The sequence below is a fragment of the candidate division KSB1 bacterium genome, assembly GCA_024655945.1.
GTDB lineage: Bacteria > Zhuqueibacterota > Zhuqueibacteria > JANLFK01 > Oleimicrobiaceae > Oleimicrobium.
Genome location: JANLFK010000003.1, coordinates 1 through 21,454 on the forward strand (window position 1 = coordinate 1; position 21,454 = coordinate 21,454).

At 63.3% G+C, this 21,454-nt stretch carries 21 protein-coding genes and 1 pseudogene; all 22 read right to left on the minus strand.

Features of this window, described 5'->3' with window-relative positions; translation table 11 throughout:
• On the minus strand, nucleotides 1-537 hold a 537-nt coding region (locus tag NUW13_04980; protein ID MCR4438380.1), incomplete at its 3' end, for a hypothetical protein.
• 128 nt (nucleotides 538-665) lie between these two features.
• Complete coding sequence (locus NUW13_04985) at nucleotides 666-890, minus strand: HEPN domain-containing protein (protein ID MCR4438381.1); 225 nt, start codon at nucleotides 888-890, stop codon at nucleotides 666-668.
• Nucleotides 865-1,155, minus strand: coding sequence for a hypothetical protein (locus tag NUW13_04990; protein MCR4438382.1), 291 nt, complete (start codon nucleotides 1,153-1,155; stop codon nucleotides 865-867). The genes NUW13_04985 and NUW13_04990 overlap by 26 nt, the downstream gene beginning before the upstream one ends.
• A 122-nt stretch (nucleotides 1,156-1,277) precedes the next feature.
• Nucleotides 1,278-1,637, minus strand: a complete 360-nt coding sequence (locus NUW13_04995) for a nucleotidyltransferase domain-containing protein (protein ID MCR4438383.1) — start codon at nucleotides 1,635-1,637, stop codon at nucleotides 1,278-1,280.
• The gene (locus tag NUW13_05000) at nucleotides 1,594-1,983 is read right to left on the minus strand and encodes a HEPN domain-containing protein (GenBank protein ID MCR4438384.1); all 390 of its coding nucleotides are present in this window, start codon (nucleotides 1,981-1,983) and stop codon (nucleotides 1,594-1,596) included. Before NUW13_05000 ends, NUW13_04995 begins: the two co-directional genes overlap by 44 nt.
• A gap of 109 nt (nucleotides 1,984-2,092) precedes the next feature.
• Nucleotides 2,093-3,244 (minus strand): UDP-N-acetylglucosamine 2-epimerase (non-hydrolyzing), encoded by a 1,152-nt coding sequence (gene wecB, locus NUW13_05005; GenBank protein ID MCR4438385.1) that lies wholly within the window; start codon nucleotides 3,242-3,244, stop codon nucleotides 2,093-2,095.
• A gap of 257 nt (nucleotides 3,245-3,501) precedes the next feature.
• Nucleotides 3,502-3,884: pseudogene (locus tag NUW13_05010) on the minus strand (GxxExxY protein).
• Between the two features lie 102 nt (nucleotides 3,885-3,986).
• Complete coding sequence (locus tag NUW13_05015; protein MCR4438386.1) at nucleotides 3,987-4,397, minus strand: HEPN domain-containing protein; 411 nt, start codon at nucleotides 4,395-4,397, stop codon at nucleotides 3,987-3,989.
• The gene (locus NUW13_05020) at nucleotides 4,394-4,879 is read right to left on the minus strand and encodes a nucleotidyltransferase domain-containing protein (protein ID MCR4438387.1); all 486 of its coding nucleotides are present in this window, start codon (nucleotides 4,877-4,879) and stop codon (nucleotides 4,394-4,396) included. The genes NUW13_05015 and NUW13_05020 overlap by 4 nt, the downstream gene beginning before the upstream one ends.
• Nucleotides 4,880-5,058: 179 nt before the next feature.
• On the minus strand, nucleotides 5,059-6,639 hold the full coding sequence (locus tag NUW13_05025) for a Gfo/Idh/MocA family oxidoreductase (GenBank protein ID MCR4438388.1): 1,581 nt from the start codon (nucleotides 6,637-6,639) through the stop codon (nucleotides 5,059-5,061).
• Nucleotides 6,632-7,651: an SDR family oxidoreductase gene (locus NUW13_05030; protein ID MCR4438389.1), complete on the minus strand. Its 1,020-nt coding sequence runs from the start codon at nucleotides 7,649-7,651 to the stop codon at nucleotides 6,632-6,634. The genes NUW13_05025 and NUW13_05030 overlap by 8 nt, the downstream gene beginning before the upstream one ends.
• A gap of 10 nt (nucleotides 7,652-7,661) precedes the next feature.
• Complete coding sequence (locus NUW13_05035; protein MCR4438390.1) at nucleotides 7,662-8,243, minus strand: UpxY family transcription antiterminator; 582 nt, start codon at nucleotides 8,241-8,243, stop codon at nucleotides 7,662-7,664.
• Nucleotides 8,244-8,507: 264 nt separating this feature from the next.
• The gene (locus tag NUW13_05040; protein MCR4438391.1) at nucleotides 8,508-10,847 is read right to left on the minus strand and encodes a polysaccharide biosynthesis tyrosine autokinase; all 2,340 of its coding nucleotides are present in this window, start codon (nucleotides 10,845-10,847) and stop codon (nucleotides 8,508-8,510) included.
• Between the two features lie 24 nt (nucleotides 10,848-10,871).
• Nucleotides 10,872-11,390 carry an SLBB domain-containing protein gene (locus NUW13_05045; GenBank protein ID MCR4438392.1) on the minus strand — a complete coding sequence of 173 codons (519 nt, stop codon included), beginning with the start codon at nucleotides 11,388-11,390 and terminating at the stop codon, nucleotides 10,872-10,874.
• Between the two features lie 963 nt (nucleotides 11,391-12,353).
• Nucleotides 12,354-12,542 carry a hypothetical protein gene (locus tag NUW13_05050; GenBank protein MCR4438393.1) on the minus strand — a complete coding sequence of 63 codons (189 nt, stop codon included), beginning with the start codon at nucleotides 12,540-12,542 and terminating at the stop codon, nucleotides 12,354-12,356.
• A gap of 413 nt (nucleotides 12,543-12,955) precedes the next feature.
• Nucleotides 12,956-13,606 (minus strand): outer membrane lipoprotein carrier protein LolA, encoded by a 651-nt coding sequence (locus NUW13_05055; GenBank protein ID MCR4438394.1) that lies wholly within the window; start codon nucleotides 13,604-13,606, stop codon nucleotides 12,956-12,958.
• 24 nt (nucleotides 13,607-13,630) lie between these two features.
• Complete coding sequence (locus NUW13_05060; protein ID MCR4438395.1) at nucleotides 13,631-15,952, minus strand: DNA translocase FtsK; 2,322 nt, start codon at nucleotides 15,950-15,952, stop codon at nucleotides 13,631-13,633.
• Nucleotides 15,949-16,602, minus strand: a complete 654-nt coding sequence (thiE, locus tag NUW13_05065; protein MCR4438396.1) for a thiamine phosphate synthase — start codon at nucleotides 16,600-16,602, stop codon at nucleotides 15,949-15,951. Before thiE ends, NUW13_05060 begins: the two co-directional genes overlap by 4 nt.
• A 385-nt stretch (nucleotides 16,603-16,987) precedes the next feature.
• A complete protein-coding gene (locus NUW13_05070) occupies nucleotides 16,988-17,713 on the minus strand; it encodes a 2-phosphosulfolactate phosphatase (GenBank protein ID MCR4438397.1) in 726 nt (241 codons plus the stop codon).
• 9 nt (nucleotides 17,714-17,722) lie between these two features.
• A complete protein-coding gene (gene gcvT / locus NUW13_05075) occupies nucleotides 17,723-18,811 on the minus strand; it encodes a glycine cleavage system aminomethyltransferase GcvT (protein MCR4438398.1) in 1,089 nt (362 codons plus the stop codon).
• A 65-nt stretch (nucleotides 18,812-18,876) separates the two neighbouring features.
• Nucleotides 18,877-20,034: a pyridoxal phosphate-dependent aminotransferase gene (locus NUW13_05080; GenBank protein MCR4438399.1), complete on the minus strand. Its 1,158-nt coding sequence runs from the start codon at nucleotides 20,032-20,034 to the stop codon at nucleotides 18,877-18,879.
• Between the two features lie 223 nt (nucleotides 20,035-20,257).
• Nucleotides 20,258-21,421: a site-2 protease family protein gene (locus NUW13_05085; protein MCR4438400.1), complete on the minus strand. Its 1,164-nt coding sequence runs from the start codon at nucleotides 21,419-21,421 to the stop codon at nucleotides 20,258-20,260.
• Between the last annotated feature and the right edge of the window lie 33 nt (nucleotides 21,422-21,454).

Below are 21,454 nucleotides of genomic sequence, written 5' to 3' on the forward strand. Positions count from 1 at the left end.
CCCTATTTCACAATCCGAGACCCAATTCCCCTCTATCCTGGGGTCCGAACCAGAATTGGCCACCAGGCCAGTTACCGCATGCCTTATCACCCCGTGCTCCAATAAGGGGGACGAAACTTCACAGTCCACCCCCCTGTTTGCCCACTCCACCCTGGCCCAGCTCAGCTTGCTATCGCCTTCGGCCTGGTTGAATTCGATTCTATTCCAATCACCCTGTTTGGGATTTTCCATATTCGAGGTAAAGACGATCATACTCTTCTCTTCCCCGATCGAGATTAACCTCCCTTCAACCCTCAACTTATAATACCCATCAAACCTGATGACCGCTCCCGGCTCAATGGCCAAGGTAACCCCGGTGGGAACTACTATATCCGAAGTTACTATATAATGTCGGTCGCCTTCCCAAACTGTGTTCTGGGTCACATTTCCGCCCACCTCCACCTCCCGGAGCAATGAAAAATTGGGAATTATGAATGAAGAGTTATTAAGGGCAACATCGTAGATATACTTCCAGCCGTAACCCTCCTTTCGGGCCACGAGGATATATTCTCCATGGGGAACACCCAAAGATAAATTAAGAATTAAGAATGTAGAATTAAGAATCAATATTCGGTTTCTCAAGCTTCCCTTAACGCAGTGTTCATCCTTAATTTTTAATTCTCAATTCATAATTTGGGTTCGTAAACGGAGACGGTTATACCGCTGTGGTCGCTTTCACCCTCTAAGGCTGCCTTGCCTCCAATGGCCCCGCTGCCAGGGCTGGTAGACTCCCCCCAAAAGCATGCCTGCGCGAACCAACCGGCCGCCAGCAACGTCTCTGCCGCCTGCAGGTCTTCCTCTGCCGTCCTCAGCCAACGCTCTGCTTCATAGCGATTCTTGCTCACGCTCATAAATCGTCTCTGCTTCACGCAACGCCGCAGCGATGAAAGAACGGTGCGCGATGTTCTGCAGCTCCTCCGGCGTGTAGATCAACAAATCAACGGCACGTTCCGCAACCGCGCGGGCGATCGGCGTAAGCAAGGCATCGTAGCGATCCAAAAACCGTGCATCTGTATCCATGATCACCATCAAACCAAGATCGCTGTGTCGCGAGGGCGCAGCCGCTCCGCAATCTGCTCCAGTTCGCTCGACATCATCCTGCGACCTTGCATCCACCCGCCCCCAAATCCTCCAAACCTCCCGGAGGTTGGCCTACCAGGTCTCCTTCGCCCATATGCCCCTTTCCCCATGCCCGCAAGAACCTCCCGGAGGTTGCGTCAGTGCCGAACCAGCTCCCCTCAGGCCCTCTCCAAGACCCAGACGACCTCTTCTGCCGCCTTGCCAAAACGCTCCTGCAGTCCGGGTGTGGACCATTCCTCCTGCGTGTACACCAGCACGTCTGCCGGCACCGGCAGCGTCGTCGTGTCCCAGTCGGCAGCCCGGCCGACCAACGGCACCTTCGACTCCCGTACCACCACGATGAGGTCTACATCGCTCCCCACGCCCCAGTCGCCGCGCCCATACGAGCCAAAGTAGCCAATGCGCACCACCTCCGGGCGCTGCCTCGCCATCTCCTCCGCCCATCCCCGCACGGCCCGATCGACGCTCCCCACCTCAGGCCATGTGCGCACGCACGAACTGAAGGATCTCACCGGCATAGGCGATCGCCTGCTCGCTCTGCAGCGGACCGTAATGTTCAAACGGCGCACCTTCCGGGTAGCTGTTCGGGTAACGCGGCGGTATGTAAAAGGAATCCAGCACCCGTGCTTTGTCCACCAGCTCTTTGGGGGCCGAGACCTCCGCCGGCAAGGCGCTCAGGAGCTTTGCCACCACATGGCCCCATGCCTCCTGCCCCACATGGAGGTGCGGTGCCTTCACCGCCTTGTCCGCGGCCTGCTGGGCGGCAAAACAGGCCCACTCATGCCGTCCTGCAACACGGGAATCCTCTGCCTGCTGGAGATCCCGCTCGGCCTGTCTGTACCAGTCTCGTGCCCGGTTGGCCATAACTCCTAACCTCTCCTCCAAACCTCCGGGAGGTTGGTCCACCAGGTCTGCCTGGCCATATGCCGCTTCGCCATGCCTGCCAAGACCTCCCGGAGGTTCGCCCCACGCCTCACGCCTCCCTTGCTGCCCCGGGCATGCGCGTCGCCTGCCGGTCCGTATCGCCGCCTGCCCCCCATGCTATCAACACCGCCACAATGCGCTCCGACACGTGCTCGTCCCACAACGGCGGCACGCCCCCCCTCTTGCCGTCCCCGGCCAGCACGCGCTTGGCCTCTGCCACCAGCCTCTCCGGGTCCGTCCCCACCAGTACGTTCGTGCCCATGGTGATGGTAATCGGCCGCTCCGTGTTCTGGCGCACCGTGAGGCACGGTACCCCGAGAATGCTCGTCTCTTCCTGCACGCCTCCAGAGTCGGTGATGACCAGGCGCGCATTGGCCTCCAAGCAGAGAAAGTCCACGTAGCCCAGCGGGTCGAGTACCACCAGGCTGCCGGGCCCCTCCGCGGGCGACCAGAGCCCAAACTGCCGCAGCCTCTTTTGCGTGCGCGGGTGCGCAGGAAAGATCACCTTGAGCTCCTTGGCGATCTCCTGCAGCGCGCGGAACAGGCCCCGCAGCGAATCGCGGTCATCCACGTTGGAGGGCCGGTGCAGGGTCACCAGGCAATAGTCGCCGCGGCCGACGTGCAACTTCTCGCCGATTGCCGAGCCTTCCGCCTGCGGCAGAAAGGTCAAGAGCGACTCCACCATGGTGTTGCCGACAAAGTGAATCTTGTCATCGCCAATGCCCTCGGCGCGCAGGTTGCCGTTGCCATCCTCACAGGTGGTGAAGAGCAGCTCGCACAGGTGGTCGGTGAGGATGCGGTTGAGTTCCTCGGGCATGGTGCGGTCGAAGGAGCGCAGGCCAGCCTCCACGTGCGCCACCGGCACGCAGAGCTTGGCGCCCGCCAAGGCCGCAGCCAAGGTGGAGTTCACGTCCCCGACGACGATGACTAGGTCAGGCCGCTCGGCGAGCACCACCGGTTCAAAGGCTTTCAGCACCGCGGCGGTCTGTTCGGCATGCGTGCCGGAGCCCACGCCCAGGTAGTAGTCCGGCTCCGGCAGGCCGAGGTCGGCGAGGAAGACGTCGGACATGTCGGCGTCGTAGTGCTGCCCGGTGTGGACGAACACCGGGGCAAAGTGCTCCGGGTAGGCGCGCAGGCGCCTCAGGATGGGGGCCACTTTCATAAAGTTGGGCCGCGCCCCTGCGACGAGCACCACTTTCATTGGCGATTCTCGCAAAGGACGCACAGCTCCGCCGACAGCGCTATGCAGCTCTTACTGTTGCCCCCCAACCCCGCCTGGAAAACTTTGGAGTCGTTTGCGACCGTGGCGGCCCTGGCGAGGGAAGATGTCACACAAAGCACGCAAAGTTTCGCAAAGGACGCAATGACTTTCCTATTGTTCCCACCACCGCCCCATAAAGACGCTCTTGCCAACCCACTTTGCTCTTGCCGACATCTTGGCGCTCTTTGCAAGGATACTCATTCGGGCAATTGAGTGACAATGCGCGTGATGCCCTCTTTGAGGCGGGCGCTGTTGAGTTGCTGAGCAGGCCCAGGCGTTTGTCCGCCAGGCGCAGGTAGGTGAGCAGTTGCTTCTTGTGCACCGGCGCCACCTCCTCCACCGACTTGAGCTCCACCACCACCTTGTCCTCTACCAGCAGGTCCATGCGGAAGCCGACGTCGATGCGCACGTCGTCATAGCGCACGGGCAGGTCTTTCTGCTGTTCCACGCGCAGGCCGCGTCTGCGCAGCTCGTGCGCCAGCGCCGCCTCGTAGACGGTCTCGAAGAGTCCTGGGCCGAGTTTCGTGTGCACCGCAAACGCGGCATCCAGGACTGCTCTCGCAATGTCATTTTCTGTCATCGGGTTTCACGCAAAGAGCGCAAAGTGCCGCCAAGAACGCTACGCCTGTTCTATTGTCACCCCCTCCAGAGCAGCAACCATGAGGAGGGGACAACCGCAAACCTATTTCGGGATGGCCAACGAAGCAACTTGCACCACCAGCTCGGCATCGTCAAGGGCGCGCTCGGCATCCTGGCGCGAGTACCGCTCGGTGGGCACAAAATCCACGTCGCCGTAGAAGGAGAACTCCCGCTCCTTGCGCAGCCAGCTGGAGATGCGTGCCAACTCCTCCACCCTGGGCCTCACCTCCTCCGGAAAGCGCTCCCTCTGCTCCACGAGCAGCGCGCCCACGTCATGCCACTTGGGCGGCTCTACACCCGCCTGGCGCAGCATCCCCTTCAGCGCCAGTTCCACCACTTCCTGTGCCTCGCGCACCACGTCCGAGTAGGCCTCATGCTGCAGGAGCACACGCAGGGCCAGCAGGCGCTTTTGCGCCTTTGTCAGGTAGGCCTGTGCCAAGCTCGTGTTGGTCACAGCTCGAATACCTCGCCCGGCCGATAGTCTGGCTTCAGGTCCCAATACCAGGCATCACCGCGCCAGATGCGCCGCGCGCCGAGCTTCTGGAGTCTCTCTCGCAGGCGCATAAGCGCCGCCTCCAACACCCTGCCCCTGTCATAAAGGATGCGCGCATCCTCCACCATGTCCAAGAGCAGTGGGCTGCCCGCCGCCAGCTCCTCCGGCGTCTTGAACACGGGCGAAAGTTCCGCGGTCACTCCTGCCTCGTGCAGCGCTGCTACCTCTGCGCGCAGCAGCCTCTCCACTCCCTCGAACTCGGTCGCACGCGCCAACCGACCGTCCGGCAATGGGCTGGCGACGATGAGCAGGTCGATGTCCGAGTCTGGGCGCGCAGTGCCTCGCCCCACTGAGCCAAAGACCGCCACGGACACCAATCGCTCGCCGTAGACCTCCTTGCACGCCGCCACCAGCGCCGCCAGCAGTTTCTCATAATGCTTCATTTGGGTTTCACGCCAAGGACGCAAAGTGCCGCAAAGAACGCTACGCCTCTTCTATTGTCACCCCCCACCCACCAAAAATCCTTGGCGACCGTGGCGGCCTTCGCGAGAGAGAATCCGCGCAAAGAACGCCGAGTCCCGCCAAGGACGCAGGTACACGCCTGTTGTTTCCCCTCCCCACCCTATTCGTGAGGGACTTCCACGACGGAGCCCGAGGTAAATCGGTAGGTGCGGGCACAGGCGGGGCACTGGGCCTCGGCACCGTCAGGCGCCTCTTTGGGCAGCGACAGGCGCGTGCCGCACGCGCACATCCAGCCGATCAGCCGCGCCGGCGAGCCCACCACCAACCCATAATCCGGCACGTCGCGCGTGACCACCGCCCCAGCACCGATGAACGCGTGCCTGCCAATGGTCACCCCACAGACAATCGTCGCGTTCGCCCCGATAGAGGCGCCCTCCCTCACCAACGTCGGCACCCACTTGCCGTACTGCGGGTACTTTGCCTTGGGATAACGCGAGCGCGGATTGATGTCGTTCGTGAACACCGCCGACGGCCCGGCAAACACATAGTCTTCCAGCGTCACCAGGTCCCACACGTCCACATTGGACTCTAACTTGACCCCATTGCCCAGCACCGCCCTGCCCGCCACAAAGCAGTTGTGGCCGATGACGCAATTCTCGCCGATCTGCGCCCCGGCCTGCACCTGCGAGTTATGCCAGATCTTCGTGCCCCTGCCGATCTTGGCCCCCTTGTCCACCACCGCGCTCTCGTGGGCGTAAAACTCCCGCGCCGGCGGCCGAGGCGCCACCTTCTTCAGACTCGCCTCCGCCATCTCCAAAATGCGCAATACCTCCACCCCGACGCGCGCGTCGGTAAACGGCACCTTGTCCTGCTCCACGCACTCCACAAAGTGGCGCAGCTCCTCGGTGAGTGGCATCTTCTTCTCATAGTCGATGGCCCGCGTCATCCCTTCGCGCGTCACCGGCTCGCCGGCCACCCAGTCGATCCCCTTCTCGTAAAAGAGCAGCTCCTTGCGCGCACTCGAGTCCTCGAAGGACACCATCCCCTTGGAGCCGATCACCACCAGCCGGTGCTCCTTGAACGGATGCAACCAGCTGACGAAGATATGTCCCACCACATTTTCCGGATAGCGGAGCACGGTCATGGTGGTGTCGTGCACGTCCGGCTGCAGGAACACCCCCCCTTCGCACACCACCGCCTCCGGCATGGCGCCCACAAAGTACTGGAAGATGGAGATGTCATGCGGCGCAAAACTCCACAGGATATTCTCCTCGGTGCGCACCGTGCCCAAGTTGAGGCGGTTGCTGTACATGTACTGCAGCTTGCCCAGCTGCCCCTGGTCCAACAGTTCCTTTATCTTGCGAATCGCCGGATGGTAGAGCAACACATGTCCCACCATCAGCTTGCACCCCTTGCGGTCGGCATGGTCGGCCAGCTCTGCCGCGTCCTTGGAACTCAATGCCAACGGCTTTTCCACCAGCACATGCTTGCCCTGCTCCAACAGGAATTTAGTCACCGCAAAGTGGCTCGCCGCCGGTGTGGCCACCACGTAGCCGTCCACATCAGCCGCAAGCGACTCCTGCACGCTGGCGTACACAGCCACCTTCGGGTAGAGCGCCGCCATCTCTTGGCGCCGCCCAGGGTCGGTCTCGACGATTGCCCGCAGCTTGCCCGACTCGTGCAGCGTCCGCACATGATTCTTTCCCCAACGTCCAGCACCCACCACCGCAAAATTAGCCATGCACTGCTTCCTTTCCTTCTCCTTCTGCGACCTGTTCCTGTCCCATGAAGAACGCCATGCAGCGCCGCAGTCCCTCGGCAAAGTCAGTCTCCGGGTTGTAGCCGAGATACTGTCGCGCCTTACCGATATTGGCCAACGAGTGCTTCACATCACCAAGCCGCGGTTCGGCGTAGACCGGCTCCACACTCTTCCCCAACAGCTCATTGAGCAGGCGCACCAACCCGTTGATGGTCACCCGTCTGCCATAGGCGATGTTGAACACCTCGCCGGAACACTCCTCAGCCCCGGCTTCGCACGCCAACAGATTCGCCTGCACCACATTGCCCACGTAGGTGAAATCCCGCGACTGCGTGCCGTCACCGTACACGGTCGGCCGCTGCCCCTTGGCAATGAGCCTGATGAACTTGGGGATCACCGCCGAGTACTGCGACGCCGGGTCCTGGCGCGGCCCGAACACGTTGAAGTAGCGCAAGCAGACGGTCTCCAAACCGTACAGCCGGGTGAAGACCTGGCAGTATTTCTCTCCGGCTAACTTGGACACCGCATAAGGGGAGAGCGGCTTGGGCAGCATGTCCTCGGTCTTGGGCAGCGTCTCCAGGTCGCCGTAAATGGACGAGGAAGAGGCGTAGACAATGCGTCTCACCCCAGTCTCCTTGGCGGCGTTGAGGATGTTCAGCGTGCCCACCACGTTCACTTCGTTGCTGGTGATGGGATCCTTAACCGACCTGGGCACTGACGGCAGCGCCGCCTGATGCAGGACAAAGTCCACGCCTTCCGCCGCCTCGCGCACGATGTGGTAGCTGCGCACATCCCCTTCGATGACCTCCAGGCGGCCGGCAAAATCCGCCTGCGGCTGTTCCTCGCGCAGGATGGCAAGCAGCGCCGCGAGGTTCTCGCGTTTGCCGGTGGCAAAGTTGTCCAGCACGCGCACCCGGTCGCCGCGCCGCAGCAGCTCTTCCACCAAATGCGAGCCGATGAATCCGCCCCCGCCGGTGACCAAATAGAACGCCACCCTTTCCTCCTTAGCCCCGCAGGGGGAGCCCCATGGCGCGCCAGCGTGCGGCCCACTTGGCGGCGGACTTTTCGCCCCCTTGGCAGGCGGCCACCCGCACCAACTTGCCCTGCTCCACCTCCACCAGCAGCGACTGGCCGGTCACCCCCACGTTGAGCGCCACCTTCTGCCCGCAGCGAAAGTCCACCAACTCCCCTTCCACGCCGGCCAGCGGCCCCTCGACGATGCGCACGCGGTCGCCATAGTGCAACTCCTGGCTCAGCTCAAAGCTCGTCTTGCTGGCAAGCAGGGTGCGCACCGCCTCGATCTCTTCATCGCGCACAGGGGTAGGCTGGTTACCGATGGACACGATGCGCACCACGCCCGGCACGCTGAGCACGTCGTAGCGTTTGAAGTAAGAGATGTGGGCAAAGATGTAACAGGAAAAGAGCGGCACCTCCACGTATTTGCGCCGGTCCTTCCACTGGTGCAGGGTGCGATGCAGGGGCAGGTAGCACTCGACGCCGTTGCCGCGCAGCTGTTTCTCCACGCGCTTTTCGTGGCGCGGTCGGGTCACAAATGCGTACCAGTAGGGGTCTGTCTGGTTAATCATCAGAGCTTCCCCCTTCTCCGGGCGTGCTACCGCCCTGTCACTTACAGAGAGCCACTCTCCCTGCAGAACAAGGCACGCGCACTGCCCGCGGCACACCGGCATGCTCACGCCGGGCATGCGTGGAACAATCTCCACATCACCTCATCCCCTCCCAGGGGCGCTCAGTTGGCGTGGGAAGCGCAACTCCCCGACCGACCCGACCTGCCTCTCCTCACCTGTGGCGCGCCCCGCTTCCCACGCAGCTTGCTCACCTATGCGGCAGGCTTACGCGACCTCGCTGCCGCGATGCCTGCGCTTCTTCACCTTTTCCTCCTTCTTCTCCCCGTCGCCGTAGTAGTAATAGCGGTAGTAGTAATAGTAATAATAGCTGCCGTACATGTTGGTTGCAGTGATCTTGTTGAGCAACACGCCCAACACCGGTGCGTGCACCTGGTCCAACACCTCCTTGGCGCGCAGCAAGGCCTCGCGGTTGGTGCTCCCGGAGTTGACCACCAGCAGCACGCCGTCGACCAAACGCCCCAAGAGCGACGCGTCCGTCACCGCGATCACCGGGGGACTGTCGAACAGCACCACATCAAAGCGCTGGCGGAACTGTTCCATGCAGGCCTGCATCTGCTGCGAGCCGAGCAGCTCAGACGGGTTGGGCGGCAGTACTCCGGCCGGCACCACGCTCAGGTTGTCCACCGCCGTGCTCTGCAGCACCTCGTCCAGGGTCGCTTTGCCCACGAGCAGATTGGTCAGGCCCATGTCGCGGCGCAGGCCGAACAGCTTGTGCAGCACCGGCCGCCGCAGGTCGGCATCCACCAGCACCGTGCGCGTGTTGAGCTGCGCCATGGTGATGGCCAAGTTAGCCACGGTGGTGGACTTCCCCTCCTTGGGTCCGGCGCTGGTGACCAGAATGGTGCGCACCGGCGTGTCGCTGCGCGCGAACTGGATGCTGGTGCGCAGGCTGCGATAGGACTCGGCCACCGGCGACTTGGGGCGGAGATGCGTGACCAGGCGCGCCTCGATCAGCCGTGTCTCGTCGTCTAAGCGTTGGCCCGGCCCCTCTTCCGGGCGCCCGTCCCGCTGCGTGGCACGGATCACCGGAATGGTGCCCATCAGGTTCAGGCCCAGCGCCTCCACGTCCTCAATGCTGCGCACCGAGGTATCCATGTACTCCATCACAAAGGCAAAGCCCAAGCCGAGCATCAGCCCGATGATCGCCCCGAGCATAAGGTTCAGCTGCTTCTTGGGCTTTACCGGCGCTAACGGCACCTCCGCCCGGTCGATCACGGTCACGTTGCCCAATTGCCCCACCTCGGTGATGCGCGACTCCTGGTACTTTTCCTGCAGCATGACATAGAGCTTTTCGTCCACCTGGGCGGCGCGCTGCAGGCGAGCTAACTCCAAGGCTTTCTCCGGCAGAGCCTCCATCTCGCGGTTGAAGCGGTTGACGATCCCCTGCAACGCCTCCACGCGCGGCTGCAGCGACTGCAGCTCGGTCTCCACTTCGATCTTGCGCTGGAAAAGGGCGGTGGACACGCTCATGGGGTCGAGCATCTCGGAGGCGGCCAGGCGCGTGACCTCCTCCTTGAACTTGTCCTTGAGGGCCTCGATCTGCTTCTGCCGCAACAGGATGTCGCTGCGCTTTTCCTCCAAGGCGCCTACCTCCACCAACTGCGCCATGAACACGGCCAGGCTGGCCTCTTTCTCCGCCAACTGCCGCTTGATCTCCTGCAGGTAAGGGCTGGCCGACACCGCGTCGATGTCAAAGTGCTGGCGACTCTTCTCCAACTGCTCGTCGATGAACTTGAGCCGCTCCTTGTTTTCGGCAAGAGCCGTCTGCGCTTCCTTAAGCATAGACTCGAACTGTGCGGCCTTGCGCACCAGCTCTTCCGTTTCCTTATCCAGGGCCACCACCCGCTCGCGCTCCTTGTAGGCACGCAGCGCCTCTTCGGAGCGGCTGAGCTGTTCCTGAATGAGCCCCAACTGCTCCTCCAAGAACTGCTTCACCTGGCGCACCTCGGCCTGGCTCTGCGCCTGGTTGAACTTCTTGAACTCGTCGGCAATGGTGTTGGTGACAAAGGCCGCCTCAAAGGCGGAGGGCGCCTCGAAAGAGAGGTTAATCATGTCGCTGCTGCGCACCGGCGTCACCTTGATGCTCGTGCGGATCGCCTTGATGGCCGCCTCGCGCCGGGCGCGCGCCTCCTCCTCAGGAGAGAGCACCTTCTTAGAGCCGAAGATCCCCAGCCGCCCTCCCCCGCGCTTCTCGCCGTTCTCTGGCTCGTTGCCTAAGATGCGCAGCGTCGCTGCGTGCGGCGAGGCCTCCAAGCTCTGCACCACCCTCTCCGCCACCGACCGGCTCTTCAAGATCTCCACCTGGTTGTTGATCATGGTCTCTTTCTTCATGTAGCCGGTGACGTCGAACACCATCCTGCCGACGCCGCCCTCATCCTGGATCATGAGCTTGGCCGTGCCCTGGTAGATGGGTTCCGCCCGGAAGGTGAAGAAAGCAGTGGACCCCACGACCGCCAGAAAGCAGATGAGGATGATCCACCGCGCCCGATAAAGGACGCGCATATAGTCCTTCAGGGACACCTGTCGTTGGATAGGCTCTTGCATGGTAAGAACCTCACTGCAGGACTGCTAACGTCGCGCCTGCCGGCTGTAATAGTCGGCCATGAACACGATCTGCACCACCAGGGCGATGCGCCAGACGAATTCGAAGAATTTGCTGACGAAATGGAAAGTGGTGCCCGAGACCACCACGGTGTCGCCCGGCTTCAGCCTGGGGATCATGGACGCGTCAGCCGATTTGAGAAACTTTTTCACGTCCACCTCGATGACCTGCGGAGCCCCGCCCTCGCCGCTGCTTGCGCGAATTACCTTGACGCTCTTGATCTTCGCCTCTTCCCGTGGCCCGCCCGCGTAGGAGAGGAGGCTGATGAGGTCGGTATCGTAGGGGACCATGTACTGTCCCGGCTGCCGGACAAATCCCCACACGTTCACCTGCATGAGGATTTCGTCCTCCCTGCCCAAGAAGTAGCGGGCCGCCTGGGGCGCAGCAAGGCCACCGGTGGTCTGCTGGGCCAGCGCAAGACCCGCCCACAGGAGCAGGACGCCGCACGCCAAAGCATGGAATGTTCCATGTCTCGTCATCATCACCGTGCCATCTCCCTCTTGCGCCCCCATCTTGTGCCGATCACTCTCACCGCAATGCCATCCGGCCACGGCTCCCTGGCTCGTGCAGCGTTTCGCGCCGTGCCGTTCCGGCCTCCGCCCTTGCGACAGCTGGGCGCTCCGCGTCTCGCCACCACGCCCAAAGCTTGCGCCTCTTGCCGCCCGCTCTCTTGCTGCGCGACGATGAGCTCATAGCAGCTCGCCGTCTCAGCCATCACGCCAGGCCGGAGCGCTCCCGCCCAGCGCAGGGTAGGAGCGGTCGCACGGTGTGGAGCCTTGCCGCAATCGCGGACATGCGGTAGCGTGCGGGTGTGCGTACGGCCGCAAGAAATTGTCTTCTGGTGAGAAAGGAGCACTGGCAGGCGGCTGAGCGGTTTATCGTTGCCTGGAGAGGCGCTCGCGCTGCCCTTGCGGAAAAAGTTGGTGTGCGGCTCCCCCTCATCGTCGCTGCTGCAGGGCGTTGCGGTGTGGCCGTGCGCGGTAGACGGAGTGCGCGCGCACTGCACCTGGCCGTACCCCAGCCTTTCCCCTGGCCAAGCAGGAACAGCGAGCCTGCGTCGGCTCGTCTGCTCCCCTCTGCTGATCCGCGATCGTACCGTCATCGTCATCTGCCTCTACCGGATCGTCAGCTTCACAGCGGTCGCTACTCCAGAGCCAAAGGTCGGTGGCGACCAGAGAACGCCACTCCGACGAAAACGTTGACCGTGCCAGGCGCCTCAGGGCACCCTGCGCCTCCCGTCTCACCGCAACCCATCCAACCCTGTTGTGCTCTTGAGGTCCCTCCCCCCTGAAGAAGAGCGTGAAGATTTGTCCGCATCACCCTGTCCAGGGCTGCAGCGGACAGTAGCGGAACGATCCGGGCACCTGAGAAGAGACTGTGGTCAGGTGCACCAGAGCACTCCCCTGTTCTCTGAGCAACCCCCTTTGCAGCGCGGCAACCACAGGGGCTCAATGTATGGTTGCCACCGCCAGCGCGCAGGCGGCAAAGAGCACCGCTGCTCCCAAGGCGAGTGGCGCACCGGTGGAGATGCCGCAGCCGGCGCTCACCCCTGCCGCCGCCACGAGCACCATGATGAGCGCCGCCCGCAGACCAGGCCGGGGTTGCAACCGCCTCTTGACGGCACCTCTGAGGCTCATCTCAGGCCCCTTGCTCGGTGCAGCCAGTAGCGTTACGAAATCGAGAGCCACCCCTGCCCACATCCCCGAGTTCCCTTGGCGCCCCGTTTCCCTCAAGGGAGAAAGCAAAGTCCCCGTTCCCCCGCTCGCTCATTGCCACTTGCGCGAGGTACGAAACGGCCTCTTTGGCCTCGCGCCCACGGGCGCAGCCTGGGGTACTCTCACGTTGTTGGTCAGGGGATCCCCCTGCCAGGAGGAGCCGCGGTGCCTGTCCCGCAGGCGCACCCGCTTGTGAAAGTCAAGCGCAATATACGAAAGGCGCTGGAAAAAGTCAAGTAATTTTTTGTGCGGTTACGGAAATGTCACGATCGCAAACCCGCACCCTCAAAACCTCCGGGAGGTTCGCCCACCACGACCGCTCGGTTGCCCCCCGCTCACCTCATATCAATCACCTCCGCCTCGGCCGGCGGCTGAAAGGTGAACAGCGACCCAGCCAGAGTCACATTCAACTCCACGTCCTGCAGCTCATAGAGGTTCACGTTGTCATTCACATCCATCTGCCGCACGCGCAGCGGAATCCACAGCTTGCCATCCACCCAGAGGGTCACGGCGGTGATGAACTCCTCCCCTTTCGGGCGCAGCTCCACCACGTAGCAGTCGCTGCCGCCGATGGCCTCCTGGCCTTTCAGCACCGCCGTGTAGCCTTCGGCGTAGCGCAGCATGAGGTCGCGCATCAGCGGCGCGTCCGCCGTCTTGCCCAGTTCGTCGATGATGACCTGCTTGTTGGCCTTGCTGTAGTTCCACACCGTCTTGCCGTCGGTGACGATGAGCTGGTCATCGGTCTCGATGCGATAGCAGTCGCCCTTGGCCGCAGCCAGCGAGCCGGAGGTCTTCTGGCTCTCGCCCACCAGCTTCCACTCGAAGATCTGCGTAAAGCGCGCGCGCATGCTCTTCAGGGACTCGAAGGTCGCCCTCACCTTGCGCACCACCGCCTGCCCGTCCAGCTGCTGCGCCTCTGCCGGCAAGGACAAACTACTCGTCGCCACGAGCACCGCTACCGCCATTTCGTAAAGCCGCCTGAACATTGTGCTCTGCCTCCGGCAAGTTTTCTAAAGCAACCCCATCTCCGCCAAGCCGTCTTCGTCCACTAACACCTCGCGGGCCTTCGCCCCTTCGAACGGCCCGACGATGCCGGCCGCCTCCAACTCATCGATGAGCCGTGCCGCCCGCGAATACCCCACTTTCAGTCGCCGCTGCAGAATGGAGACCGAGCCCTGCTGGTGGGTGACCACGATGCGCGCCGCCTCCGTAAACAGGGGGTCCCGCTCCCGGTCGCCGCGGTAGGCGACTCCCGGCACCTGCTCCTCCAGCCAGGCCGGCAGCACGAACTTGGGCACCACTTTCGGCTGCCGCTGGATGTGATCGATGAGCCGCGAAATCTCCTCGGTGGAGATGTAGGCGTTGTGCAAGCGAATAGGCTCGGGAGAGGCCGCCGGCAAGAAGAGCATGTCGCCGCGCCCAAGCAACTGCTCCGCGCCGTTCTGGTCGATAATCGTGCGCGAGTCCACCTTGGAGGCCACCTGGAAGGCGATGCGCGCCGGAAAGTTCGCCTTGATGACCCCGGTAATCACATCCACCGACGGCCGCTGCGTGGCCACGATGAGGTGAATGCCCACGGCGCGGCTCATCTGCGTCAGGCGGGCGATGGGCTCCTCCACCTCGCGCGCTGCGGTGAGCATCAGGTCGGCAAGCTCATCGATGATCAGTACCACATACTGCAGCGGACGGGCCGGCTGCCCCTCCTTTCCCTTGATCTGACGCCTGCTCACCTTCTGGTTGTACTCCTCGATGTTGCGCACCCCGGCCTCGTTGAGCACCCGGTAGCGGCGCTCCATCTCCACCTCCAAGCTGCGCAGCACGGCGATGGTGTTGGCGGCGTTGGTCACCACCGTCTCATCCAGACCCTCCAAATAGGTGACGTGGTGCTCCTTGAGACGCGCGTAGGCGCTCAGCTCCAAGCGCTTGGGGTCTACCAGCACCAACTGCACCTGCGACGGGTGCGCCTTGAACAGGATGCTGGCGATGATGGTATTCAGGCATACGCTTTTTCCGGAACCGGTGGAGCCGCCGATGAGCAGGTGCGGCATGGTGGTCAGATCGGCGGTGAAGATCTCGCCGGAGATGGTCTTGCCCATGGCCATGGTGAGCACCGATTCCGCCTCCTGGAACTGCGGCGAATCGATGACTTCGCGCAAGTAGACCGTGGCCGGCCTGGGGTTGGGGATTTCGATGCCCACGGCCGCCTTGCCTGGGATGGGCGCGACAATGCGGATGCGGCGCGCGCGCAGCACTAAGGCCAGGTCATCGGCAAGGCTGGTGAACTGGCTGACCTTCACCCCTACGGCCGGCTCCACCTCGTAGCGGGTGATCACCGGGCCGGGGTTGATCTCCACCACGCGCCCGCGCACGCCGAACTCACGCAACCGGGTCTCCAGAAGGCGCGCGTCCTCCAACAGCTCCTCACGGGTGAGCAACACCTCGCGGTCAGGAGGTGCGTCCAGGAGCTCGGGGCTCGGGAACTGGTACTCGCGTTCCTCCTCCTCAGGCTGTGGCGCGGGCGGTGGCTGCATTCCGGGGCGGGCCTGCGCCCTGGCCATCGCCAGCTCCAACTGCGCCGGCCCTAAAGGAGACGGTTCGGCTTCTACCGCCGGCGCCTGCTGGGTGACTGGCCGCGCAGCGGAGGCCACCTGCAGCGCCCCCCTGACCAGCTCCTCTTGCCGGGTGCGCGTCTTCGCATCCTGACGAGCGACGAGACGACGTTTCCTGAATGACTGCCACCACCCCCTCACCTTGTCGCCCAACCGCGACAAGGTACTGCCTATGCTCACCTGCGTGGCGGAGATCACCATGAGCATCATCAGGGCGATGAGCAGAATGACACAGCCGGTGAGGCCGAATACCCCAACGATCAGGCGGGCCAGGAGCAGGCCCAAGGTACCGGCCAGTTCGCTGGCGCGAAAGTCGCCGTCGTGTATGGCCACCTGGGGAAGGGCGAGCAGGATTGCCGCGTAGAAGGCTAAGGCGACCATGTGCATGCTCCAGCGCCTGGCCGTGGCGCGGGAGCCGTCGCGGAGCAGCACCCATCCCCACAGCGCACAGAGCAGCGGCACCACCATCGACGGGTAGCCAATGGTGTAGCGGAAGAGAAAGTAGGAAATGTACGCCCCAGCCAACCCGAGCAAGTTGCGCGCCGAGCCAAAGCTCACCTGGCCCGGGCGCTCATTGGGGTGATAAGAGATCAAGGCCAACAGGAGCATGACCGCCAAGTAGATGAGCATCACGCCCAGGATTTCCCTGCGGCGCATGGCCACCACCGTCTCCTCCGGCCGCGGGCGCTTGACCACCCGCATGTCGCGCTCCCTGACTTTCACCGCCGATCCACCTCCTTGCAGCGCCTGATGCTCTCCCTGAGCAGGCGGGCGTTGGCCTGCACATCGCCGTCCATGAGCGCCGAGATGACCGCCACCCCGTGCGCGCCCGCCGCCATGACCTCCGCCACGCGCTGTGCGGTAATGCCACCGATGGCCACCACCGGGCACCGCACCCGCTGACAGATTTCCCGCAACCGCTGCAGCGAGGAGAGGTCAGCATCGGGCTTGGTCGCCGTGGGAAAGATGGCTCCCACGCCCACGTAGTCAGCCCCTTCTGCCTCTGCCGCCAATGCCTCCGCCACCGTACCGGCAGAGGCGCCGATGAGCATTTCCGGGCCGGCCACGCGACGCACCACCGCCACCGGCAGGTCTTCCTGCCCCACGTGCACCCCGTCGGCATACACCGCCATGGCTATGTCCAGTCGGTCGTTGACGAGAAACGGCACACCATGCGCCGCACAGACCCGCTGCGCCGCCAGGGCATTCTCATAAAAGAGCCGCCCCGAGGACACCTTGTCCCGGTACTGCACCACGGTAACCCCGCCGGCGATGGCTGCCTCAACCACTGCGGCTATCTCGCGGCCACGCAGCCAGCCACAGTCGATGATGCCGTACAGGGAAAAGTCGATGGCGGCCCGCCCGCTGTGCATTCTGCCTGCTGTGACCATGGCTTCTACCGCCACTGCCTTTGACTGAAAAGGCAAGAAGGCTTGTGCAGAGCCTTACCGCCGCAAGGCCTCCACAGGTCCTCCGCCCGCCACTGGGGTCGCTGCTCTGTCAATCGCCTTCTGGGACGACTGCTCCTCCCCTCCGCGCTTACTCGTCTCATCGGCGACAAGCGCACGGGGGCCGAGGCCGAGTAACTCACCAGCTCCCTCGCCGCGCTCCATGCGCACAGAGGCCGCGAAAGGGGCCTCCCTTCGCGCTCTGCCAACTGGCCACGGCATGCTTCAGGCCAGAAGTGCAGGGGCTGCCTATTCACGCCCATTGCGGTTGTCGCTCTCCGAATTCTGCGCCTCCAGAGACCCGCCTGCTCTACCGCCGGCGCGTCCGAATGACCCCGTCCGCATATTGGGGCACGATCTGGTAGGCGTCCACCTCCGCGCAGACGGGGATGTCCTGCCCAAAGCCGATGGTCGCCAGGAAACGGCCGTGCTCGCCCCCTTGCAGCACCTTCAGCGCGCTTTGCCGCGCCGAAAAGAAGCGTCCCGTCGCCTGCGCCGCGTCGCTGAGCTCCACCTGGCCGGGCAAGAGCTGCCGCAGGCGATGCAAAAGCAGCCCGGCGCAGAAGCAGTCCTCCGCAGAAAAACGTCCTTCCCGGCCAGCACAGACCAGCACGGCGTCGCCTCCTTCCTGTACCAAGGCCTGCGCCACCGCCCCGGCATTGACCAGTGCTCCCACCAGCACCGGCGCACCATTTTGCACCATGCGAAACAGGCGCGAGCCGTTGGTGGTGGTAAACACCACGGTGCTGTCCCGCAGGTTGGCGCCACGGTACTCCCGCGGCGAATTGCCCAGCGCAAAACCATCGATGCGCACGCCGCCGCGCTCTCCGCCCAGCAGCACGTGCTGGTCGCCGATGGTGGCGGCGATGCGCTTGGCTTGCTCTACCTCCTCCACTGGGATTATCGCTCGACAGCCATGCGCCAGCGCCGTAACGATGGTCGTGCTGGCGCGCAGCACGTCGATCACCACCACCGCTCGATTCGCCACCTGGCAGTAATTGAGCTCCCCGGGCACAAGACAGACGTCAACCTTCACTGTTTCCCCTCAATACGGTCTCTTGTAGAACGGCGTCTGCACCACCACCGCCGGCACTTCCTGGCCCCGGATCTGTACGGCAAAGATGCTCCCCACCTCCGCCAGCTCAGTGGGCACATAGCCCATGCCGATTCCTTTGTCCAAGCTTGGCGAGAAGGTGCCGCTGGTCACGTGCCCCACCTGCTTGCCATCCTTGACAATGGGGTAGCCGGGGCGCGGGATGGCCTTCTCCACCATCTCGAAGCCGACCAATTTGCGCCGCAGGCCCTGCTCCTTGACCCGCAGCAGCGCTTCGCGGCCGATAAAGTCGCCCTTCTGCAGCTTGGTAATCCACCCCAAGCCTACCTCCAGCGGGTTAGTGGTCTGGTCGATGTCGTTGCCGTACAGGCAGTACTTCATCTCCAGGCGCAGGCTATCTCGCGCCCCCAGCCCTATCGGCTCGATCTGGTACTCCTTGCCGGCCTCCATGACCGCCTCCCAGACCTGCTCGGAGTAGCGGCGGTCGAAGCCGATCTCGAAGCCGTCTTCGCCCGTGTACCCGGTGCGCGAGATGAGCATGTCCACTCCGGCCAGCCGGCCCCGCTGTGACCAGTAGTACTTGATCTTGCTCAGGTCCAGGCTCGTCAACTTTTGCAGGGTGGCCTGGGCGTAGCGCCCCTGCACCGCCAACAGCGTGGTCTCGTCGCTGACGTTCTCTAAGCTCACGTCCTTGATCAGGTGGTCCAGGAGCCAGGCGAAATCCTTCTCCAGATTGGAGGCGTTCACCACCATCATGTAATGCTCAGGCAGGCGGTAGACCAACAGGTCGTCGACGATGCCGCCGTCTGGGTAGCACATGGCCGAGTACTGCAGGCGGTTGATCTCAAGGGCGCTCACCTGGTTGATGGTCATGCGCTCCAGGAACTCCAGCGCCTTTGGGCCGCGGATGATGAATTCCCCCATGTGTGACACGTCGAACACGCCCACGGTGGTGCGCACGCGCCGATGCTCGCTCACGATGCTCGTGTACTGGATGGGCATCCAGTAGCCGGCGAACGGCACCAACTTGGCGTTCAGTCGCTTGTGCACCTCGTAAAGGCCAGTCTTCTTCGGCTCCATTCCCGCTCAGTCCTTTCTGTTCCACCACTGATCACGCATCTTGCCAAGAGCCTACGACGGCGCGCTCATGAGACCAGGGCGGCAAAGCGCTCCAGAGCCGTCTTGATATTCTCCAGCGAGTTGGCATAGGACAGCCGCAGGTAGCCATCGCCGTATTTGCCAAAGGCTGTGCCGGAAAGAGTCGCCACGCCCGCCTCCTCCAACAGGCGCCGCTCCAGTTCCTTGGAGCTGAACCCGGTGCCCGTGATGTTCGGGAAGGCGTAGAATGCCCCTTGCGGCTTCACACACCTCACCCCTTTGATCTTGTTGAGCGCCTCGACGATGTAGTCACGGCGGCGGCGTAATTCGGCCACCATGGCTGCCACCGGCTCCTGCGGCCCGTTGATGGCCGCAATCGCCCCGTACTGGCTAAAGTGCGAGGTACAGGAGACCGTGTTGATCGTCAGGCGCTCCACGTGCCGCGCCAGCTCCCGGGGCATCACCCCGTAGCCCAATCGCCAGCCGGTCATGGCGTAGGTCTTGGACAGGCCGTCCAAAATCACCGTCCGCTCGCGCATCCCCGGCAGCGTGGCGATACTCACGAAGCTGCCCTCGTAGAGGATGTTGCTGTACACTTCGTCCGACAGGACACAGATGTCGCGGGCCATGGCCACCTCGGCGATCACCTCCAGGTCCTGCCGGCTCAACACGCCGCCGGTGGGGTTCTGTGGCGAATTGAGGATGATGAGCTTGGTCTTGTCACTCACTAAGGAGCGAAACTCATCCACATCGAAGCTAAAGTTGCGCTCCTCGCGCAACGGGATCGGCACTGCCTTGCCGCCCGTGAACTCGATCACCGACTCGTAGATGGGAAACCCGGGGTTCGGATAGAGCACCTCGTCACCGGGATCGACCAGGGCGGTGATGACGAAGTACATGATCGGCTTAGCCCCTGGGGTGACCACCACCTCTTCCGGGGAGACAGAAAGGCCGCGCCGTGCCCCCACATCGGCAGCGATGGCCTCGCGGAGCTCCTTGATGCCCGCCGCAGGGCAGTAGCCAGTCTTGCCATCGCGCAGCGCCTTGATGGCCGCCTCCTTGATGTGCTCTGGCGTGTCAAAGTCCGGCTCGCCGATCTCCAGATGGATAATCTTCTTGCCTGCCGCTTCCAGGGCCTTTGCTTTCGCCAATACCTCGAAGGCTGTTTCCGTACCCAGTCTGCTCATCCGCTCTGCCAACCTCATATCGGCCCTCCGCTTGGTCCAGTCCTTCTGCCTCCGGGGCAGCCTGCGCCCCCTTTCTCCCAGAAGTGATCCCACCTCATCCGGCCGACTCCCGCCACCGGTCAAAATTACCAAAAAAGCCACTCGTCGTCAAGCTGTTCTTGCGATTTTAACGCCCTGGGCGGACGCCCATGGTCGCGCGCCTGGCAGGACAACGCCTTCCGTCCCCGCCCGGGCGCCCATCTCACGGCATCTTGCGCATCACGTCGTTGTAGGTGAGCAACAAGAAGCAGGCGAAAATGAGCACCATGCCGATCCATTGGATCACCATGCGCACCTTCACCGGCAGTGGCTTGCGGCGGATTCCCTCGACGATCACCACCACCAGGTGGCCGCCATCCAGGGCCGGCACCGGCAGGATGTTGATGAGCGCCAGGGTCACGCTGAACAGGGCCACCAGCGACAAGAGCTGTCCCGCAGCTTCGGCCACTCCGCGCCGCTGGCGCACTGCCTCCGCCACCCGCTGCCCAGAGCTGGCCGAGATGCGCGCGATGCCCAAAGGTCCTGCCACCTCACTGCAAGAGACCTGGGCCGTGACCAGCCCCTTCACGCTGGCGAAGGTCATGCGGAAGGCGTAGCTGGTCTGGGCAAAGCCGATGGCCACGGCCTCCCACGGCTTGACGCGCCGCGAGGGACCGACCACCTCCTGCGCAATATGCGGCCCGATGCCGATGAGCCCCAAGGGACGCAGCGACCACCCCTCGAGAGCCCACGAGCTTCTCGGCACCACGGTGCGCGTGATGAGCGAGTCGCCCTGCCGCCAGGTGACAAGCAGAGGCCGCCCTGCAGCGCGGTGCACGCGCGCCGTAAGCTCGCCCCAGGAGGAGACCGGCACCTGGTCCACCGCCACTATCTCAGCCCCAGGTGCCATCCCTGCTAATGCTGCCGGCATGCCAGGGATGACCTCGCCGACCACCGGGGGCAGCGAGCGGGAATCCACGCCTTCCGGCCTCTGCGGCACCCGCACGCCAAAAGAAAGCACCGTGTAGACCAAAAAGCCGAAGATGAGATTCATGAGCACGCCGGCGCAGAGCACGTACATCTTCTGCCAGGTGTTCTTGGACATGAATTCGTCCGGCGCGCCGGTGGCTTTTGCGTCCAAGCTCTCGTCGATAAACCCGGCCATCTTGACGTAGCCGCCCACCGGCAGCAGGCCGATGCCGTACTCGGTCCCCTTGCGCTGCAAGCGGAGCAGGCGCAAGCCGAACAGGTCGAAACCCAAGTAGAACCGTTCAACACGAATGCGGGCCAGGCGCGCCGCAAGGTAGTGGCCGAACTCGTGCACAAAGACGAGTATGCCGAAGACAAAGATGAACGAGACAACCGTCGTGAGGATTCTTACCGCCATTCTTCTGATCGCACCTTTCTCTTTCTTCGCAAA